Raw genomic sequence first — 19,574 nt, forward strand, 5'->3', positions numbered from 1 at the left:
TTGGCTGATTGCCGAATCAATTGGTCGCCGAATCACTCAATCGCCCAATCGCCCAACCGCCCAATCGCCCAATCGCCGAATCGTCGAATCGCCCGATCGCTGAATCGCCGAATCACTCGGTGGCCCGATCGTCTGGTAGTGCCGGCCGCTGGCCGGCAACTGCACGCATCCAACTACCCGAGGTTGCCGGCCAGCGGCCGGCACTACCCGGTAGGTGCCAACCTCGGTTGGCGCACGAGCACTCCGCAGGCCAACCAAGGGTGGCCACTACCGGGTACGCGCGCTCAGCGCAGCGTACCCAGCCACGCCGCCGACGCTTCGCTCGGGCTCTGCTTGGCCTTCACCGCCAACCCGCTCGCACGCACGAACGTCTGCGCCGCCTGCGCTACTACCTGGCGGGCGATCAGCGCGGCCTGCTTGGTCGTTGCCTGCTGCTTGCGCAGCTGCACGATATGCACCGACGGGCGACCCACCGGCGCGTACTTCTGGTCGCGGCGCAGGATGTCGGCCACCTGTGCCACTTCGTGTTCGGCCCGCAGGTAGCGGTGCTGTGCCTCGACCAGCTCACGCAGCGGTACGCGCGCCGCAGCCGGGTCGGCAAAGGCGGACAGCGCTGCATCGCAGGCGGCATCATCAGTGAAGCGGGTACGCAGCGTGTCCACGCTGGCCAGGGTCAGTTTGGCCATGTGGGCCTCGTTGCTGCAGGAAAGGAGTGCGATTGTCGCATTGCTTGCCGGGTCGTGCCGGCCGCTGGCGGGCGACTGCGTGGGGGCGTGCGGACCAACGGTCCGCACCCACCGGCCGTCCGAGGGGCCGCACCCACCTGCTGGCCGACGGTCTGCATCTGCCGGCTGCAGAGAGCAGCCGAGCATCGGGTCGCGGTTACCATGGCGGCCGCACTGAACCACGGAAGGCAACACCATGCAGGAAGCGCAGTATTGGCTTGGCGAATTCTGGACCGGCCTGAGCGTGCTCGATCTGATCGGCGGCAGCGTCCTGGGCACGCTGTTGGGGCTGGTGCTGGGCATCTTCGCCTGGCGCGGGCTGCATCGACGCGGTTGGCTGCGGCGGCAGCGGCGTTGGCACCACGGGCTGCTGGCCTCGTATGTGGTGCTGCTGCCGTTGCTTGTCGCGTTCTTCGGCCTGCAACTGGGCTTCACCGCCGGCGCGCACCGCGCGCTGTTCAAGCAGCTCGACCACTTCCAGCCGCACCTGCAGACGATGGTGGAAGGGTGGAGCAGTGGCTTCACCGCCTCGCTGGAAGACGAACGCATGCGTGCCGCGCTGCAGTGCCAGGGCACGGTGGGTGACGTTGCCGATTCGCTTGCTGCGATCTACCTGCGCGAGCATCCGCTGCCCGGCGTGGACCGTCTGGGTAACGGGCCGATGGCGCGCGGCGTAGGCTGGGTGATCGGCAAGGTACGCGCCGGGTTGCTGCGCGCGATGGTGGAAGACACGCTGATCGACAAGGCTGGCACTGTTGGCCTGGAGCCGAAGATGGTGCGTGAGGCGCTGACCATGCGCATGGATGAGCTGCTGCATACGCGCGGCGTGCTGCGGCTGGTGAAGGCGCAGATCAACGGCATGATGCCGGGCGTGTACCTGGGGTTGCTGCTGCCGCTGGCGATCATCGCGCTGCTGCTGGCGCTGGAGATCTGGGCCGCGCATCGGTTCGGCTGGAAGGGTGGGGCTGCGCCCCGGTTGGTAGCGCCGGCCGCTGGCCGGCAGTTGCAGGATGCGGCTGAAGGGTCATGAGGTTGCCGGCCAGCGGCCGGCACTACCCGTAGAAGAGCGTGCGGACCAACGGTCCGCACCTACCGTTTTGCGGTCAATCGCCGTCCTGTTCGTCCGGGTGCGCCTTCCAGTAACCGGTCGAGCGGATCCAGTCGCGCGGCACGCCCAGGTGGCCTTCGATGAACTTGCGCATCATCCGCGCGCGGCGCGATTCGGTGGCGATCCAGTAGAACGTATCGCCCTCGGGCACCTCGAAGTCGGTCAGCATGTCTTCCAGCAGCGTGCTGCTGGCGGCCGGGAAGCCGTTGCGTTCCAGCCAGTGGATGCGCACGTTCTCGTACTGCGGCAGGTCCTGGCGCTCGTCCTCGTCGGCCACCTCGATGTACGCCTGCACCTCCGCGCCTTCGGGCAGCACGTCCAGCCAGCGGGCGATGGCCGGCAGCGCGGTCTCATCGCCAATCAGCACGTAGGCGTCATAGCTGTCGGCCACCACGAACGAGCCGCGTGGGCCGCCGATCACCAGCGTGTCGCCGGCCTGTGCGCGCTCGGCCCACGGCCCGGCAATGCCCTGGTCGTGCAGCACGAAGTCGATGGCCAGCTCACCGGTTTCGTGGTCCCACCAGCGCGGGGTGTAGTCGCGTGCCGGCGAAGGCTGCTTGCCCTCGGGGTAGCTGCGGCCCTCGGCGGTCAGCACCGGCAGCACCATCTCGCCGCTGGCGTTGGGGAAGAACAGCTTGATGTGGTCGTCGGCGCCGGGCGAATCGAAGCCGGCCAGGTCGTCGCCGCCCAGCACGATGCGGCGCATGTGCGGGGTGACAGTCTCGGTGCGCAGCACCGTCAGTTCACGGAAGCGCACATCCAGGCGCAGGCGCGAGTTGTGATGTTCGGTCATGGGGGTACCTGTTGGAAGGTCGCGCGGGGGCGCGCGGCATGGGGGGAGACCTGGCTGGAATCAGTCTGGCTGGGTCGTTGAAAAGGGAGCAGGCGCGTTGTCGCCCTGGCCGTTGATCAGCGCCGAGGCACGCGACAGCAGCGCCGCCACCTGCTCGGCTTCGCCGTCGGCCCAGCGCCCGTGGTGGTGCACCAGCGCCCGCTTGAACTCGCGCAGCGCAGCGGCCAGCGGCGCCGGCAGCGAGGCCTTGGTGATCTCGCGGGCGCGGTCGAACGCGCGCCGCTGCGCCAATCGCACCTGGCTGCGCTGCACCTTCAGCTCGAACTCGCCAGCGGTGGTGATGCGGAACACACGGCGGCCGTCCACCTCCTCCGACGCCACCCAGCCGGCCTGCTCGAAGCTGGCCAGCAGCGGGTACATGGTGCCGGCGCTGGGGGTATAGGCCTGCATGAACATGGTGCTGATGTGCTGCATCAACTCGTAGCCGTGGCGCGGCTGCTCGCCGATCAGCGCCAGCACCAGCAGGCGCAGGTCGCCACGGCTGAGCACGCGCGGCTGGCCGTTGCGGCGGGGTACCGCGGCATCGTCGGTGCGGCTGCGGGGGGAGGGGGATCGGCCCATTTCGATATATCGGTAACGTGTATTGCAAACGATATATCGATAGGCCAAGCGCGGCAAGCAGGATTCCGGCCACAACACTTGCCGGATCGGGCCACGCAGCCAAGTGGCGCAAGGGATGCAGGGGAAAGATGCGCGCGGCGCAAGCCACCGTTGCGCGGCCTGACATCCGTATCGGGCCACGCAACGGCACTGCGGGGTTTCCGCCCCGGGCAGGGGCGCAGCAGACGAGCGGCGAACCGCGGGAAGGGGCCTGCTCGCGGCCAACCGTGCGCAGCTGCCTCGTCCGCGTCGAGAGGCGCGCGCGACACGTTGTCGCGGGTTCAGCGGCGCCCCGTCAGACAACGCCGACATGGCGCCCGCCTTGCCCCACAACGGTCATCCATGGCGGTAACACTGCGTCCTGCGCATGGGCGCAGCAGGCCGCAAGCGACAGCTGGCGCAGCCCTTGCAGGTAGCCGCAGCGGCCTGCCGCAGCGCTTTGTCCCGCCGGTGGACGTCCCGGGACAGGCCTTGCAGACATGGGTGGCCTGCATCCATACGCCAGCGTAGCCAAGTGACGAAAGCCCTTGGTGCGCTACACTTTGCGGTCTAGAAATCTATCAACAGTCGCGCGCGTGCGTGCGGTAATGGGAGCGCTAATGAACTGGTTGAACGAGGTGCTGAACAACGACCCGAATCCTGTGGAAACCCAGGAGTGGATCGAGTCGTTGAAGGCCGTTATTGATGTCGAGGGCCCCGAGCGCGCGCATCAGCTGCTGGAAGGCATGGTGGAACTTACCCGTCGTTCGGGTGCCTATCTGCCGTTCTCTCCCACTACCGAATACGTCAACACCATCGAGCCGCAGCTGGAGGCCAAGAGCCCGGGCAACGCCGAACTGGAATGGCGCATCCGTTCGATCATCCGCTGGAATGCGATGGCCACCGTGGTGCGCGCCAACCGCAAGCCGGGTGACCTGGGCGGCCACATCGCCTCGTTCGCCTCCGGCGCAACGCTGTACGACGTGGGCTTCAACCACTTCTGGCGCGCCCCGAGCGAAAGCCACCCGGGCGACCTGCTGTTCATCCAGGGCCACAGCGCCCCGGGCATCTACGCGCGTTCCTTCCTGGAAGGCCGCATCAGCGAAGAGCAGCTGGACAAGTTCCGCATGGAAGTGGACGGCGGCGGCCTGTCGTCGTACCCGCACCCGTGGCTGATGCCGGAGTACTGGCAGACCCCGACCGTGTCGATGGGCCTGGGCCCGCTGGCCGCCATCTACCAGGCGCAGTTCATGCGCTACCTGGAAAACCGTGGCCTGATCGAAAAGTCCGACCGCAAGGTGTGGTGCTTCATCGGCGACGGCGAGAGCGACGAACCGGAAACCCTGGGTGCCATCGCGCTGGCCGGCCGTGAAGGCCTGGACAACCTGATCTTCGTGGTGAACTGCAACCTGCAGCGCCTGGACGGCCCGGTGCGCGGCAACGGCAAGATCATCCAGGAACTGGAAGGCGTGTTCCGTGGCGGCGGCTGGAATGTCATCAAGCTGCTGTGGGGCGGTTACTGGGATGCCCTGCTGGCCAAGGACACCAATGGCGTCCTGAAGAAGCTGATGATGGAAACCGTCGACGGCGAATACCAGAACTGCAAGGCCTTCGGCGGCGCGTACACCCGCGAGCATTTCTTCGGCAAGTACCCGGAAACCGCCGCGATGGTGGCCGGTCTTTCCGACGACGACATCTGGCGCCTGAACCGTGGCGGCCACGACCCGCACAAGGTGTACGCCGCCTACCACCAGGCCGTGAACACCAAGGGCATGCCGACCGTCATCCTGGCCAAGACCGTGAAGGGTTACGGCATGGGCAGCGCCGGTGAGGCACTGAACCCGACCCACCAGACCAAGAAGCTGGACGACGAAGCGGTGCGCCACTTCCGCGACCGCTTCAACATTCCGGTGACCGACGCGCAGCTGGCCGACGGCCAGGTGCCGTTCTACCACCCGGGCCCGGATTCGCCGGAAGTGCAGTACCTGCAGGAACGCCGTGCGTCGCTGGGTGGTTACCTGCCGCAGCGCCGCCGCAAGGCCGAAAAGAGCTTCAATGCGCCGAAGCTGGAAAGCTACGAGCGCCTGCTCAAGAGCAGCGGCGAGCGCAGCTACTCCACCACCATGGCCTTCGTGCAGAGCCTGAACATCACCCTGCGTGACAAGGAACTGGGCCCGCACATCGTGCCGATCGTGGCCGACGAAGCCCGTACCTTCGGCATGGAAGGCCTGTTCCGCCAGATCGGCATCTACGCGCCGTTCGGCCAGAAGTACAAGCCGGTCGACGCCGACCAGCTGATGTTCTACCGCGAAGACCAGAGCGGCCAGGTGCTGCAGCAGGGCATCAGCGAGCCGGGTGCGATCAGCTCGTGGATGGCCGCCGGTACCAGCTACTCGGTCAGCAACGTGCCGATGCTGCCGTTCTACATCTACTACTCGATGTTCGGCTTCCAGCGCGTGGGCGACATCGCCTGGCAGGCAGCGGACATGCGTACCCGCGGCTTCCTGCTGGGTGGTACCGCCGGCCGCACCACGCTGAACGGTGAAGGCCTGCAGCACGAAGATGGCTTCAGCCATCTGGTGGCCGGTGGCATTCCGAACGTGCGCAGCTACGACCCGACCTTCGGCTTCGAAGTGACGGTGATCCTGCAGCACGGCACCAAGGCGATGATGGAAGATCAGATTGACGAGTACTACTACGTCACCCTGATGAACGAGAACTACACCCACCCGGAAATGCCGGAAGGTGCGGCCGAAGGCATCGTCAAGGGCATGTACCTGCTGACCGACGCCGGCAAGCCGAAGAAGGGCGAGCTGCGTGTGCAACTGCTGGGTTCGGGCACCATCCTGCGCGAAGCCATTGCCGCGGCCGAGCTGCTGGACAAGGACTTCGGCGTGACCGCCGACATCTGGAGCTGCCCGAGCTTCAACGAACTGCGTCGCGATGGTTTCGACGTGGAACGTGCCAACCGCCTGCATCCGGAAGGTGAGCAGCGCAAGGCCTACGTGACCGAGCTGCTGGAAGGCCGCCAGGGCCCGGCGATTGCCGCCACCGACTACGTGCGTGCGTATGCGGACCAGATCCGCGCGTTCGTGCCGATGTCGTACACCGTGCTGGGTACCGATGGTTTTGGCCGTTCGGATACGCGTGCGAATCTGCGTCGGTTCTTTGAGGTTGACCGGTACTACATCGCGCATGCCGCGATTGCGGCGCTGGCGAAGGACGGGAAGATGACCGCGAAGGATGTGGCCCGGGCGATCAAGCAGTACAAGATTGATCCGGAGAAGGCTAATCCTGTTGGGGTTTGATTGGGTCAATTAATTGGCGCGAAAAAGGGCGGCCATTGGCCGCCCTTTTTGTTGTCGAGGGATCGAAAACCCAGTCCGCCGATTGCGGATCTCTAAGTTTCTGTACGGGTGGCCGCATGCTAGTCTGATCGTAATGCTTGTTTTCGATTAGAGGGGGGCGTCGTGGATTCACAGTTCGGCACAACAAAAATGAGACCGCGCGCGCGCTTGATTGGCTTGCTTGGGGAGGAGCTAATCAGCGACGAGCCAGTTGCATTGGTAGAGCTTGTTAAGAACGCCTTTGACGCCGACTCTTCCACAGTCAAAGTCAACTTTGAAGTTGATTCGGAATCGAAAGTCAAACGAATCATCGTGGAAGATAACGGCGTCGGAATGACGGTGGAAACAGTACTTGGAGCGTGGTTCGAGCCAGGGACTGCCAACAAAAAGAACGCAATGCGTTCCCCCGGAGGTCGGCCATATCAAGGAGCGAAGGGGATTGGTCGCTTCGCATCGGCTAGGCTAGGGGATACTCTGCTTCTCGAAACGAAGTCTGTATCGCAACCTCCTGTCAGCGTTGTTCTCTCATGGGGAGATTTTAGCGATACCGAGTACCTCGATGATGTCGAACTCAGCTACTCCGTTGGCTCTTCTGTCGGTTTTGAACATGGCACAAGGCTGACTATTGAAGGGGTGGATCAAGCCAAGTGGAATGCCGAGTCCTTCAGGAGAGTGCACTCCCGACTTTCAAGATTGATCTCTCCATTTAAGGAGGTCGACGGCTTCGATGTGGCTCTGGAAATACCCGGATTTCCAGAGATCTCTGGGGCGGTAGAAACTCCGCCAGAAATTAAGTCGCCCAAATATAGGATGTATGGGGCTCTGAAGTCTGATGGATTGCTTGATGCAGTTATCGAGATTGATGGCGTGGAATCGTCGCGTTTAACGAATCAGCAAATACTATCAAAGGGCTATACGCCAGAATGTGGTCCATTCGAGTTTGAGGTAAGAGCGTGGGATCGAGACAGAGATGGACTCGAGCCAATTGCACGGAACTTGGGAACTACGGTGGCGCTACTGAGGCAAACGTTAAATGTTTACTGTGGCGTTTCAGTTTATCGCGATGGCTTCCGTGTTTATCCATATGGTGAGCCTGGGAACGATTGGTTGCAGCTTGATCTGAGAAGTAGGCAGAGGCCAGGCCAGAACTTTGCAAATAATCAGATTGTTGCAGCCATCAGGCTGTCGCGGGAATCAAACCCGGACCTTCAAGATCGAAGTGCGCGAGAGGGAATGATTAAGAATTCAGCTCACCAAGCTCTCGAAGACTGGTTTATAGCTGTGATTCAAAAGTTGGAGGAGGCGCGTTACCGCGTTCGTCCCAAGCAGGAGAAGAAAAATTCAGATGCCCTATTTGAAGCATTTGATGTCTCACCTGCACTCGCTAAGGCGAAGGAGGAGCTTGGAAACGATCACCCGTTGACGAAGCTTATTCAAGCGACCGAGACTCAAGTCAGCATTGGGGTGGAGCGCGTACAAGAGGTTTTCTCAAGGCTCCTACTTTCCGCTGGCTTGGGTCATATGGTCGATGTTGTAATTCATGAGATTGGAGCGCCGCTTGGAAAAATAAACCGGCAGGTCGAGATCACAAAGCGGATGTTATCCAAGGACTTTGTCGAAGTTCCGGTGGGATATGGGGAAAGCTTTGCAAAGATGCTTTCTTGGACCGATCAAATCTATGCGCTGAGAAGACGCCTAGAACCGCACACTGCAGGGCGGAGAGGGCGGGCCTCAAGTTTTCAGGTTCGAGACGAGGTTGAACTTACAGTTTCAATATATGACGCGCTGATAACGAAACAAGGAATGACGGTAGAGGTTGAGGGTGGCGATGACTTCACTGTGAAAATGTCTCCAGCTGCCTTTGGTCAGGTAATTGCCAATCTCATTGACAATGCAATCTATTGGTCATCGTATAAGAATGGTGTTGGTGGGGGAGGGGAAATTAAGGTTCTCATCGCACGCGATGGGGCAGGGTTCCAAGTCAGGGTGCAGGATGATGGGCCAGGCGTTGCAATTGAGGACGAAGATAGGATTTTTGAGTCTTACGTTTCCACCAAGCCAAACGGGATGGGGCTCGGCCTCTACATTGCCCGGTTGGTGATTGAGCCGTATGGGAGATTGGTTTACGACCGCGATTCTGGCTTGAATGGAGCCTGTTTCGTCGCGAAATTTGAACAGGGGGTAGGTCTGTGAGTGCAGTAAAGGAAACTTTGAAAGGCTTATTTGTCGACGATGACGCGGAGATTGTGGAACAGTGCAAGGAGCTGTTGCCGGCAACGATCGGTGATTACTCTGTGCAGTGGACGGTCTGTGCTAGCTTCGAAGAAGCTATCCAAGTCATGGAAGAGACTAAGTTCGAACTGGTAGTTACCGACGTTTACAAAGGTAGGGCGCAGACGGGAAAATTGAACGTCGATCCTGCAAATAGCATGGCGGCAGACGTGGTGTCCAAGGCCAAGTCTATTGGGTTTTCGTTCATAGTTATGTACTCGGATGGTCCATGTCCGGAGGGAGTCAATCTAACCGCATCGGTCCAATTTGTAGATAAAGCTAGTAACAACCCACCATTCCCTGCTTCAATCGAGGCTGTTCTTGAGGGAATGCTTCAAAGTCGCGGTTCCGTCCTACGGGTTATGGCGAAGCTGCGAAGGGAGCTTGAGAGGGGAGCCGGGAGCTTCATCTGGGAGTTTTTAGAGCAGAATTGGACGGAACTTGTAGCGGATCCTGAATTTAGTGATTCGGGATTGGAGCGGCTAATAAGGCGCCGTGCCTCAATTCAGATCAACGAGTCTTTTGGAGGGGGGGAGCTTTCGCGAAGAGTGAACTCCGATCCTTACGATTACTACATAATGCCTGCACTCCCAGGCGATTTAAGGCTTGGCACGTTAGTGTGTCAACTGATCGGCGAACAAAAGAAATACTATCTTGTGCTGACTCCGCACTGCCACATGGTTCGGCATGGTGGCAAGCCGCCTAAGTCAGAGGTGATTCTGCTCGCGGGGTGCAAGCTATCCGAGGAGGTGACGGGGCTGAAGCTGTCGCAGCTGGAGGGCAAAAAAACGCGAATTCCCGCTGTGAGTGTTGGAACGCCTGAGGGACGGTACTGCTTTCTTCCAGCTTTTTGTGGTATTCCGGATCTCTATGTAGACCTTATGTCACTGAGCTCAGTTTCTTTCGCCGAGATTGATAACACTTACGCGAGAATAGCCAATGTTGACTCTCCTTTTGCGGAGGCTATCCAGTCATGCTTGTCCCGCTTCTACGCTAACGTCGGTCACCGAAATCTGCAGGACTACACTATGAAAGTCGCTCCTGTGGCATAGCTCTATGGCAGACACTGTCAGTCAAGAAGTTCGCTCAAGAATGATGAGTCGAATCAGAAACAAGGACTCTAAGCCAGAGCTTTTGGTCCGGAGGTACCTCCACCGACACGGATTTCGATATCGGATTCACGATTTAAGAATTTCAGGTCGGCCGGATGTAGTTTTGCCAAAGTATCGTTGCGTAATTTTCGTTCATGGCTGTTTTTGGCATCGCCACAGATCCTGCAAATATGCAGCAACTCCGGCAACTAGGCCGGAGTTTTGGATCGAAAAGCTTGAGAAAAATCGAATGCGTGACGAGCGAGTTCAGAGTTCGCTCCTCCAAGCGGGTTGGAGAGTCGCGGTTGTGTGGGAGTGTTCTCTGAAAGCCTCAGCCGATGCAACTTTGGCGGAGCTGCAGAAATTTGTTCTCTCTGACGATAAGTTCACTGAACTCGCTTAAAGTCAGTTGCCCAGAACGGAGTGGACGACATCAGCGATTTGGTAGGCCATCCAAGGTGGAACCGCATTGCCAACTTGGCGGAACTGAGCCCCTCGGGAGCCTTCAAAGAAGTAATTGTCAGGGAACGTCTGCAGCCTGGCAGCTTCACGAACAGAAAGGCTCCTAAGCTGTGCAGGGTCTGGATGGACAAAGTAGTGCCCATCTTTCTGCAGGTGACTTGTCACCGTAGAGCTAGGCTCATCCTTGCGTTGAACCTTGAAGCGGTCAACAAACTTCCCGCTTGTCCAGTTCTCATGATCCGGATGCATGGCTTCAGGGAATTCGCCAGCACCACGCGGCGACCTACCATGAATCTTCGTGAAAGCCGATGCGTAACCATAGCGGACGAGATCCATCCACATATGAGGGCGAACCTCATGATTCAGAATGTAGCCGAGGCGCTCGTCCAGCAACCACGGTTTGAGATGCTCTGGAACCTCATCCACCGTTCTCGTCCAAGGCCTAGCCCTGCCGCCAGCGCCAGCATCCAGAGCAGGTACCAGTTTCGCTTGGGTGCGTAGTTCAGCTGAAACCTGCGCATCGTCAGACAACTCCGCCGCACGGAGCAGAATCTCCCTGGCGGCATCGGGCCAATTCTCGAAACCGACATTGGTGATTCCGCTTCTGAGATGAGGCATTCCGCCGATTACTTCGCCCACGCTGTATTTGGCCGGCGCGCGATTGATTTGGCGGAGCGATGAAACGTCAACGTCTTCCCGGACACCGAAAAGAACCACGCGGTGCCGCGCCTGAGGAACACCAAGCTCTTCGGCCCTCAGAATGTACCGGCGTCCATCGTCGTCGTCGAACAGACCACTCTGATCCGCTACCAAAGGGATAATTCGGTAGCGTGGGCCGTTGCGACCGCCCGGAGCTCGAAGGTCCGCGAGAATGCGCGGGAACATCAGCTCACCGCCCACCTTCGAGGAGAGAATGCCCTTGACGTTCTCCATTACAAACGCAGCGGGTGAGTACTTCTTGATGATCTTCAAGTAGTGCTGGTAGAGGAAGTGGCGCGGATCTTCCTCTGCCTTGTAGCCCACTACGCCACGGTTTCTGGCGCGTCCGACCAAGGAGTACGCCTGGCAGGGCGGTCCACCAATCAGAACCCAAGGGTCTTCCTGCGACGCAACTTCGCGAATGCGGGCATGAAGCACCTTGTCGTCTTCGGGATCACCGAGCTTCAACTGCCTCGCCTCATGGCAGGCATTCTCCCACTCAGTCTGGGTCGCGTCCGTCCAAGGTTGGTCTGCCCGTCCTGCCACGTAGTCGTAATAGCTATCCGGCACCTTGTGGGGTGCGAACTGGCGATAGAACGCGCGAAGTCGAAGCGTCTTGGCTGCATTGACCTCCATTTCGGCCGAAATGGCGATCTTGAACGGGCGCGACTTCGAAGAGCGGGAAGGGGTGTAAGCGGAGAACCCTTCGCCCAGCCCACCGGGGCCTGCGAAGATGTCGACGACTGGGATGTGCATGCCTTGCTTCACAATTATAAATAGGGGCGCAGATGCGCCCCTCTAACGCCGCCAGGATGTCATGCCCTCGGGCACTTTTCAATAAGAATCAGACCACTTCGGCCACTTCGGCCACTTGGGCCGCTGCGTCCTTGAATACGCTCGCAACGGTGTCAGCGAGCTCCTGATCTTCCAGTACGCCAAGATCAACGATCTGGTACCTGAGGCGCAGGAGCTTTATGGCGCAACGCATGATGTCTTCCATGTTCCCTTTGGACTCACTTGCTGCCGCTTGGGCCCAACCGTGGGCGATAGCTTTTGCAAGTACCCGGTTCCCGCCAATCAGTGGACGCTCAAAGATCGCTACATGGGCGTCCTCTGTCAGAGCTCTCAGCAGGCGCCACCGATCAACGCCCGCTTCGGGTCCCAAGTCAAGCGCTGACGCTCGCATGTAGAGCCGCTGCAGAGCATTACGTACCCCGCCGCTGAATCGCTCTTGAGACTTGCTCTCGAATCGCCAGCGCACAACGTCGGGCAGCAATACAGTGGTCAGATAGGCCCAAACGTCATCCCGCAACCCTTCGCCACTTGCTAGTGAGCCAAACGACGCAAGGGCAATGGCTGCGTCACGATCGAACTTGGCGCGCCCGGTCTGCCCCGACAAGGTGGGAAACCCACACCCCTCCGCAGTCTTGCGAATAGTCGCGGCGATCTCTCCAGCCACACGATGCTCTCTGACTCCCCCACTTGCTGCATAGCTCGATAGTGAGGCGTGGTCATTCAAAAAGGCTACGGCATCGTCGGACGAGTAATCCGTGCCGAGCTCCGCCACCAAGCGACTGACGCCCAAACGGGACAATCTTGGGAGAAGAATGGTGGTCATGTGGTCTGCTCTCCAACATCGGCGGATGCAATCAGTGCAGCGTTGAATGCCCCAGGGTCACTCTCGAGCAATCGGACGATACCTGCCAGTCCGCCTTCGTTGGGGAACGCCTGACTGAGCCAGTGATTCGCCACCGCGCCAACCGAACCTTCCTCGAACGCTTCGAGATCCAAGTCCTTGCCGTTACGCAGGAGAATGGTCGAGCACATGTGTGACGCGACGCCACCAAGAACCGCCTGGATGGTGGCGCGATCACCCAACAGGAACTTCTCAAGGAATGTCTCCTCGTCAGAATTGACATAGAGGACGACCTTCGAAGAAAAGTCGCCTGAAAGATCCTCTGGCCGCCATTCGACATACCAAGGAGCATGCTCGTGCGGCTTGCCGGCGAAGGCAGTTCCAAAGCCAATGGCGGAGACCGGGAATCTGGAAGAGCCTCCGTCTTCGATCAGCACATCACAACTGTTCTCCCACAACCGAGATCCCTTCAGCACTGGTGAAAGTGGCGTTGCATCAGCGGACGGCACAGTCAACGAAATCGTCAAGCGCATGACCAGCTGAGAGGACAGCGTGCTCCCTGGAACCGAGACCTCCAGAAGAGCTGATGGGTTTTGCTTGGAGAGTGGCAGTGCCTGCGCGTACTGAACTTGCCTAGGTAACTGACCCTGTCCTGTTCCAATAAGAAGCTGTGCGGATGCCAGCCAATCTACATCTCCAAACTGAAGCGCCTTGGATGCGGAATCCCAATCGATCTGAACACTCCCGCGTACAACCAGGTCACGGGCGTAGTCCCAGTCGGCCAGAACTTCAGGTGCTGGAAGAAGTGGAGTGTTGGGATCTCCCACAAACCAGCCACTGAACTGGACTGCTTCATCAGGAACTCTTAGGTATGGATACGCGATTCTGCTCATGCCGCGTCCTCACTCAGTACTCGCGCTGCCACAGTAACAGCGGCGCCCTTCACCATTCGAACCACCGCGATAACCTCCCCGCTCAACAGTCCGACGTCGAGGAGATGATCCTTGCTGATGAGGTCGTGGGCTTCCAAAGAAATGCTGTGTAGTCGCGGCAGCAGACTCGAGGGTACGTCTTCTGCACTGATTCCATTGCCATCAGCGACCAGCTTCGGCTCCACAATGAGCGTCAGCGGTCCTTGGCTCCCGTCGTTGGTCAGATCAACCCTGAACGTCGCAAGAGCCGCGCCGTCTTCAGCAAGGGAGAGTCCGATCATCTCGGGGGGCGATAGCCGGACGCCCTTCTTGGGTGATGGACCACCGCGCCTGGATGGTTCAGGCTTTCCAGCGCCGCGGGCGCTTGTGGGTGAGAGAAAGCGCCCCATCTGCCCAGCAGTTGCTGCAAGACTGGGGGACGTAGGGTCGGCTGATCTGCTGAGCGACTTGGTAGGCACAAATGTATCGGCATGGTTCTTAAGATGCCGCATGCCCACTCGAACCATCGTCTGCTGCTTTCCCTTCGGTAGATTGTCCGGTGCCCAGTCATCGTGGGTTGGCGGTTCCGCCTGAGCAAAGGCTTCCTCCACCTCCGAATCAGCCGAGCAGACAAAAACCCCTGCCCACTCATGCAAGGAGTCCGGATATGCAGCGCCGCGCATGTATTTCACCACCAACTCGACAGGACGCATCAAGGCAATATGTGATGCACCTGCTAGGACATCGTCGCCATTGAAAGAAGCCAGCGTGTGTCTCTGCGCCGCGACCCCCGGGGCAAATGCGAGCTTGCCCAATGCTTTGGAGGGACGCTGAGATCGAATTTCCTTCAATGAACCCACATTGGAGCGAATGTCGGCGAGTGCGCGGCAGAAGAGGTCCAGTGGCGGAAAAGCCTCTGGCGCTGGAACATCCAGCGGCTGACCGTCAATCTCAATGCTGACCGCCAGTCGGCGGTCAGCCGCAGTCGTTTCCGACATTCTTGGCCAGAAGTTCAGGAGCACGCACGTAACTAGCTCACGCCCCATTTCTTGGGTGGAAGAGACTTCAAGCTCTGGATCGACGATGACGATCGACGTCCCGCTATCAGCCTCGGATCGAGAGAACATCCCCAACTCGCCACTCAAGCCGAGCGCGTCTGGTCCAGTCGCGGGAGCCACACTGTCGCTGCCCGCTGGTATGCCCCACCAGTGACGCCCCGTGAAACGTCGAATGCCAGCTCCGACACTCGCGTCGAAAGCCTCTCCCAAGTGGCAGGCCATAAAACGGCGAACTGGCTCTCCCTCATTGAAAGTTTGGCTATCAACCAAGACAAGCGAGCACGAACTCATTGCGTAGAGCGAGCTCTTTCCATAGCCGTAGGTACCGCCGCCTTGGTGGCTGTCTCGTGCTGCCCCCACGTTCTTGAGGAAGTTAACGAAGTTAGCTCGCTCCTCTCCTGACGGAGCGACATCGGCCTCTACAGGGCCAGAAAGGCCCGCGGTACCAAAGTCGGCAATCTCAAAAACCCATAGCTCAGGCTTCTCCAAAGAGTCGCTGAGGATCTGCTTGGATGGACCGCCGGCTGGCATCTGGGCCAGCACTGAGTTCGACAGGGCGCTCCGCTCAGTGTCCCTCAGCTTTCGCAGGCGAATACGAACCTCAGGAGATCGTCCTGGGAGGGTTGCATCAATTACGTTCTGCAGGCTCTCGCGCACCAACGTCTGAAGGAGGTTGAGGTTGGGTCTGCCCAACAGTCGCTTGAATCCTTCCCCCGCAAGGTTCCCATTCTTTGAGAAGGGTTCGCTGTACAGCTCAAGTTTCATGCGAAAACCGCCTCGTAGACGTGTTCATGCTGAGTGCCAGGTACCAATTGATTCGCAGCTGACCCCAAGTCAATCGTGTATTGGACATCGCCAACGCCGGCCGGCAATTGTCCATTTGGTAGCAGGCTGGTGGTGAGCCTCGGGAAGTTGTCAGAAACTGAGTAAAGCCTGATGGCTTCCAAGGTGGTGCGCAGAGCGTTCCACTCCGGAGCCTTGGAGTCCTGACAGCCCATCGATGCCAAGCGACTGACAATGGCATCTTCCTGAACTCCCATTGCGATCAACTCTTTGCAGAGCTGCTCCACAAAGACATTGCCGGCTGCAGACCTCTCAAGCACGACGTGAGCTAGCCACAGCGGGGTGGCAGCGGGTGGAGAGAGTTGTTCGAGCCCATGGACGTGCACAGTTGAGCTCTGTAGAGATCCCGTGGATTTGACCTCCAACGCGCCGCCCGAACCTCGAAAGTCGTGTCGTTGACCAAATGGTCCGGTCCAAGAGTCAACTGCCTGCCGGCTTCGCTTTACACCCTCTCGAAGAATCACAAGCTCGCCGAGCAAGCCGAGCACAGCGCTCACGTCAACTGGGGCCTGAGGATCCTCTGCCAGTAGAATTCGAAAATCTCTGATGCAAGACGCGGCGGCGGCCAGCGGGGGTGCGCCGTCAGCGATTCTTGAAACAATTTGCGTGCAGAGATCGCCGAAGAGACTCTCCAGTCGCCGCTCGCGAAGACCAATGTCGACGTAAAGCGACCAGCTGCCACTGAGCGAAAGGCGCGTGATAGATATATCAACGCTGGGTCCCCCAAGCTTTCGTACGTCAGAGGCCGACACTCCAGCAGACACTGGAATCAGCAGTCTCGGAGCTGCGTTAGATGTAAGTGCATAGCGAATTGCACCAAACCCGGAGTCAACCCCTGCGGCCACCGTTACAACATCCACTCCGTCTCTCCGCTGCGAGCTGCTGCGAAGTGAGAGCCAGTGCTCGTGGGCAGTCTCACGCATCCTGCGCCTGCTCTGCGCTGTCTGCTTCCCAATCCTCGAGCTGATCTGGCGTAGGGACATTCAGCTCAACACTGAAGTAACGACCGGTTCGGTCAATGCGTCCTGGGAATACGAATCCGAGGCCGATGAGGTCGCCCTTGGCGTTCAGTGCTACGCGATGATCGTCGGCCCTGCTCGGTTCAGAGACACTGTCTATCGGGTACACCAAGAGAAGGGGTGCATCGGGACGATAGCTCTTCAGCTTCTCCCATCCATCGGTCGATTGAGCGTCGGAGTCCTCAACATCAGCGAGCACATCTTGTTTCGACATCAAAGCCTTGATGTCGGCATAGTCAGATGACTCTGGCAACCTGGAACGAATGACAGGTCCAATGTCACTCAGGCCACCCAGGTGGACTCGCCGCTCAGCCCTACTAGAGCTCACAATCGCGACATTCCAGAACGGCATGCGACTGGCGGATCCATCAATGTAGGTCAGCAACATCTCTTTGGTGAGATTCAGCTGCTTGTCGCACATGCTGTAGTTGGCTAGGAATTTTCGCACTACAGTGCCCGGAACATCCATGAAGACGTTCTCCTTTATCCGCGAGTACTTCTCAGCAATCAGCTGATCAACAAGGCTCGCCGCGGCGCCCCAGTTCCTGGAAACCACATCTGAGTCGGTGTGATCAAAGCGAGTCGTTTGCTCGTGCTTTCCGTCGAAGCTGATGCTTGTCCTGATTGCATGCCGCATCTTCGCCGCTGATGTAATCGCAAGTCCGGGAATTGATCGAACCTTTACTGCGAAGTCCAGTGGCGAAACCTCCGCCGAACGGTAGGTGGAAATTTCCCTTCGGATTTCCTCCTCTACCTGTGCCAGCGCTCGGAAGTTTGATATCAGGTCTTGGGTCGTCCAGAGGCGCGGGAGATCCTCGTATCCCTTTCTAAACCCAAACCAGCGCCCCATTTGTAGCAACGTGTCGTACTGGCGAGAGGTGCGCAGGAAGAAGGACACTGAGAGCCCTTCAAGGGTAAGTCCGCGTGCCAGCACCGATCCGCCCACGACAATGTAGGTCTTGGCATCGCCGGTAAAGTCCAAGCGCTCGAGACTCTCGCCGTTCTCAACAACGAGTTCCAAGGCTTCCAGAACCTCCGGGAGGAGGCGCTTAAGTGTGCTGTCCAAGAGTGTTGGGTCGCTCTGGTCGCTCAGAGGGCTTCTCACAATCTCCTCTGAGAAAACTTGGCGCACCAAGTCTCCGGCGGATCCGGAGAGAGATTCAATAGAGCGCCGATTAGCTGCCAGCCAGGCGCGAATGGCATCAGCCATGCTGTCGTGCTGTGCAATATACGCGGAGGTGTGAACGAGCATCGTCATGTGCTCGCTCTGCTGCCCTCGTGCTCGGCGAATTGCGCAAGTGATCAGGAACCAGATGATCGCCTTCTGAAGCTGAGGCGTCACAGCAGGCGTGAACGTCTTGTGGCCGTTCTTTCCCTTAGGAACCAGCTGATCGATCTCTTCCGACGGTATGGATCGGAACATGTCTCGTCCGAAGTCGACAGCATCATCGTCGGCCGATGCGTCGGCCTCGCCGAATACCTCAAGTGTACCGAAGTAGCCCTTGGGACGAGGCAGCGCGGTTATGAAGTCCTCGGGATAAAGATCGTCCAGTTTATCTGCGCGAACCGGGAAAGGATTGATAAATACATTTGCAAACGGCGTCGCGGTATAACCCACGTACGAGACGCACGGCAGGGCAGCAATCAGTCGACGGATGGCCTCGTTGATGCGAGTCATCTCCTCATCATCGATTCCGGAATTGACAGATGCCTGATCACACTCGTCATCAATAATCAGTGCTTTGAGCTTCCGTTTGATTGGCGGAGCCGTGTTCTTCACGGTCTGGAGAAGTTTCTCGAGGCGCGTAGACTCCTTCTTTATTACAGCCAGCTGAGCGCCACCCTTATGAGGCATTACGAACTGACCGTTTGGTGGGCTGACAAAGTCGCCGTTGTCTTCTGCAGTGGTGTACCTCTGCCACAGAGTCCTGTGTCGGTTTACAACATCTGATTCGATTCGGCGCTGCGTCTGTGCACGAAGCTTGTTTGTGACACCACCGAGAAGAATGATCAAGTTGTAGCCAGCATCCACGGCCTTGGCGATGACTGCAGTCATATTTGCAGTCTTTCCGGACTGGACATAGCCAACGACCAGTCCCCGACATCTGAACTCATCCTCGGCCGGATTCGCGAGCAGGGAGACGATCTCGGAGGACGAGTCATCCAGCGACTCGGACGCATCCTTCCACTTTTTGACTTCGCGGAGATAGTTCAGAAGCGCGGGCCAGTGCTTGTCATGTTCCGTCGGCCCGTTGTACCAAGTCGGCCGTGGCTTGATCAGCGAGTTCTTGCGCAGGATCTCCACGTTCTGGAACGACGAACGCACCAATTCGATAGCCGCCTGGAAGTTGGCATCCATCTGTTCAGGGAATGGGCCCATTACCGTTTCGAGGGCCTGTCGCGCCGCCGCCGCGGCGGCGTCCAAGGTGTCATAACTTGGGAGCTTCTCCCGGATAATCGTGGAGAGGGCTTCTACTTGTGTATTCAAGTCGGCATCCTGCGCATTCGTAAACTGGGGGCGGCGACAGGCATCGAGCCGAATGCGCCCCCTGCGACATCCATGCCCTTTGGGAGGGTCGTGAGACTGTGACCCATGTCGCTGATTGTTTACGACAAAAACCGTCCATGCAACCACCATTTGGTCGCACTCTGCTCAAGTAGCCGCCGATCCACGAGTGCCTCGCTACGGATCAAGGTATAGGGGACAGGGGGCGCCATGTTGCGACCGAGAGTGATGAATTGGCGGTAACCTAGAGCCGTCATCGATGCGGCGGCGCAGAGATTGATTGGCGCCAAGCGGTCCTGGGCAATGAAATGTGCCGGGAGCGTCTCGAAGGGGCGCATATTGGCGCGCCACTGAGCGCAGGCAGTGGGGACAGGTGTGGGGGTATTCGGGCCCAACCAGAGAGCCGTTGGGTATTGTTACTAGGGAGCTTTGAGTGCAGCAAGGGCGTTCCCGGCACGGCACCGAC

General features: G+C 59.1%; 14 protein-coding genes. 5 read left to right on the forward strand and 9 right to left on the reverse strand.

Going from position 1 to position 19,574, the window contains the following annotated elements; all coding sequences use genetic code 11:
* Positions 1-284: 284 nt before the first annotated feature.
* Positions 285-686, reverse strand: coding sequence for a hypothetical protein (locus tag ABIA73_RS13460; protein WP_100435707.1), 402 nt, complete (start codon positions 684-686; stop codon positions 285-287).
* A 235-nt stretch (positions 687-921) separates the two neighbouring features.
* Here ABIA73_RS13460 and ABIA73_RS13465 point away from each other — a divergent pair, with 235 nt between their 5' ends.
* A complete protein-coding gene (locus ABIA73_RS13465; protein WP_354275907.1) occupies positions 922-1,755 on the forward strand; it encodes a hypothetical protein in 834 nt (277 codons plus the stop codon).
* 73 nt (positions 1,756-1,828) lie between these two features.
* On the opposite strand, the gene ABIA73_RS13470 is transcribed toward ABIA73_RS13465, so the two are convergent.
* The gene (locus ABIA73_RS13470; RefSeq protein ID WP_099841793.1) at positions 1,829-2,626 is read right to left on the reverse strand and encodes a siderophore-interacting protein; all 798 of its coding nucleotides are present in this window, start codon (positions 2,624-2,626) and stop codon (positions 1,829-1,831) included.
* A gap of 60 nt (positions 2,627-2,686) precedes the next feature.
* Entirely contained in the window at positions 2,687-3,247 is a 561-nt protein-coding gene (locus ABIA73_RS13475) for a PadR family transcriptional regulator (RefSeq protein WP_025878208.1), read from the reverse strand.
* A gap of 638 nt (positions 3,248-3,885) precedes the next feature.
* Here ABIA73_RS13475 and aceE point away from each other — a divergent pair.
* The 4 genes from aceE (at position 3,886) to ABIA73_RS13495 (ending at position 10,377) form a co-directional block, all read left to right on the forward strand.
* Complete coding sequence (aceE, locus tag ABIA73_RS13480) at positions 3,886-6,573, forward strand: pyruvate dehydrogenase (acetyl-transferring), homodimeric type (protein ID WP_025878207.1); 2,688 nt, start codon at positions 3,886-3,888, stop codon at positions 6,571-6,573.
* 162 nt (positions 6,574-6,735) lie between these two features.
* On the forward strand, positions 6,736-8,805 hold the full coding sequence (locus ABIA73_RS13485) for an ATP-binding protein (protein WP_354275908.1): 2,070 nt from the start codon (positions 6,736-6,738) through the stop codon (positions 8,803-8,805).
* Entirely contained in the window at positions 8,802-9,935 is a 1,134-nt protein-coding gene (locus tag ABIA73_RS13490; RefSeq protein WP_218788507.1) for a hypothetical protein, read from the forward strand. Before ABIA73_RS13485 ends, ABIA73_RS13490 begins: the two co-directional genes overlap by 4 nt.
* A 4-nt stretch (positions 9,936-9,939) precedes the next feature.
* The gene (locus ABIA73_RS13495) at positions 9,940-10,377 is read left to right on the forward strand and encodes a very short patch repair endonuclease (protein WP_218788509.1); all 438 of its coding nucleotides are present in this window, start codon (positions 9,940-9,942) and stop codon (positions 10,375-10,377) included.
* Between the two features lie 2 nt (positions 10,378-10,379).
* Here ABIA73_RS13495 and ABIA73_RS13500 read toward each other — a convergent pair whose 3' ends face one another.
* From ABIA73_RS13500 to ABIA73_RS13525, 6 genes are all read right to left on the reverse strand, one after another.
* Positions 10,380-11,891, reverse strand: coding sequence for a DNA cytosine methyltransferase (locus ABIA73_RS13500; protein WP_218788511.1), 1,512 nt, complete (start codon positions 11,889-11,891; stop codon positions 10,380-10,382).
* 88 nt (positions 11,892-11,979) lie between these two features.
* Positions 11,980-12,753 carry a DUF6339 family protein gene (locus ABIA73_RS13505; RefSeq protein WP_218788513.1) on the reverse strand — a complete coding sequence of 258 codons (774 nt, stop codon included), beginning with the start codon at positions 12,751-12,753 and terminating at the stop codon, positions 11,980-11,982.
* Positions 12,750-13,664, reverse strand: a complete 915-nt coding sequence (locus tag ABIA73_RS13510) for a hypothetical protein (protein WP_218788515.1) — start codon at positions 13,662-13,664, stop codon at positions 12,750-12,752. Before ABIA73_RS13510 ends, ABIA73_RS13505 begins: the two co-directional genes overlap by 4 nt.
* Complete coding sequence (locus ABIA73_RS13515) at positions 13,661-15,505, reverse strand: hypothetical protein (protein ID WP_218788517.1); 1,845 nt, start codon at positions 15,503-15,505, stop codon at positions 13,661-13,663. The genes ABIA73_RS13510 and ABIA73_RS13515 overlap by 4 nt, the downstream gene beginning before the upstream one ends.
* Positions 15,502-16,566, reverse strand: a complete 1,065-nt coding sequence (locus ABIA73_RS13520) for a PD-(D/E)XK motif protein (protein ID WP_306431527.1) — start codon at positions 16,564-16,566, stop codon at positions 15,502-15,504. The genes ABIA73_RS13515 and ABIA73_RS13520 overlap by 4 nt, the downstream gene beginning before the upstream one ends.
* Positions 16,499-19,090, reverse strand: a complete 2,592-nt coding sequence (locus tag ABIA73_RS13525; protein WP_218788521.1) for a Z1 domain-containing protein — start codon at positions 19,088-19,090, stop codon at positions 16,499-16,501. Before ABIA73_RS13525 ends, ABIA73_RS13520 begins: the two co-directional genes overlap by 68 nt.
* Between the last annotated feature and the right edge of the window lie 484 nt (positions 19,091-19,574).

The organism is Stenotrophomonas sp. 2694 (assembly GCF_040548715.1).
GTDB lineage: Bacteria > Pseudomonadota > Gammaproteobacteria > Xanthomonadales > Xanthomonadaceae > Stenotrophomonas > Stenotrophomonas indicatrix.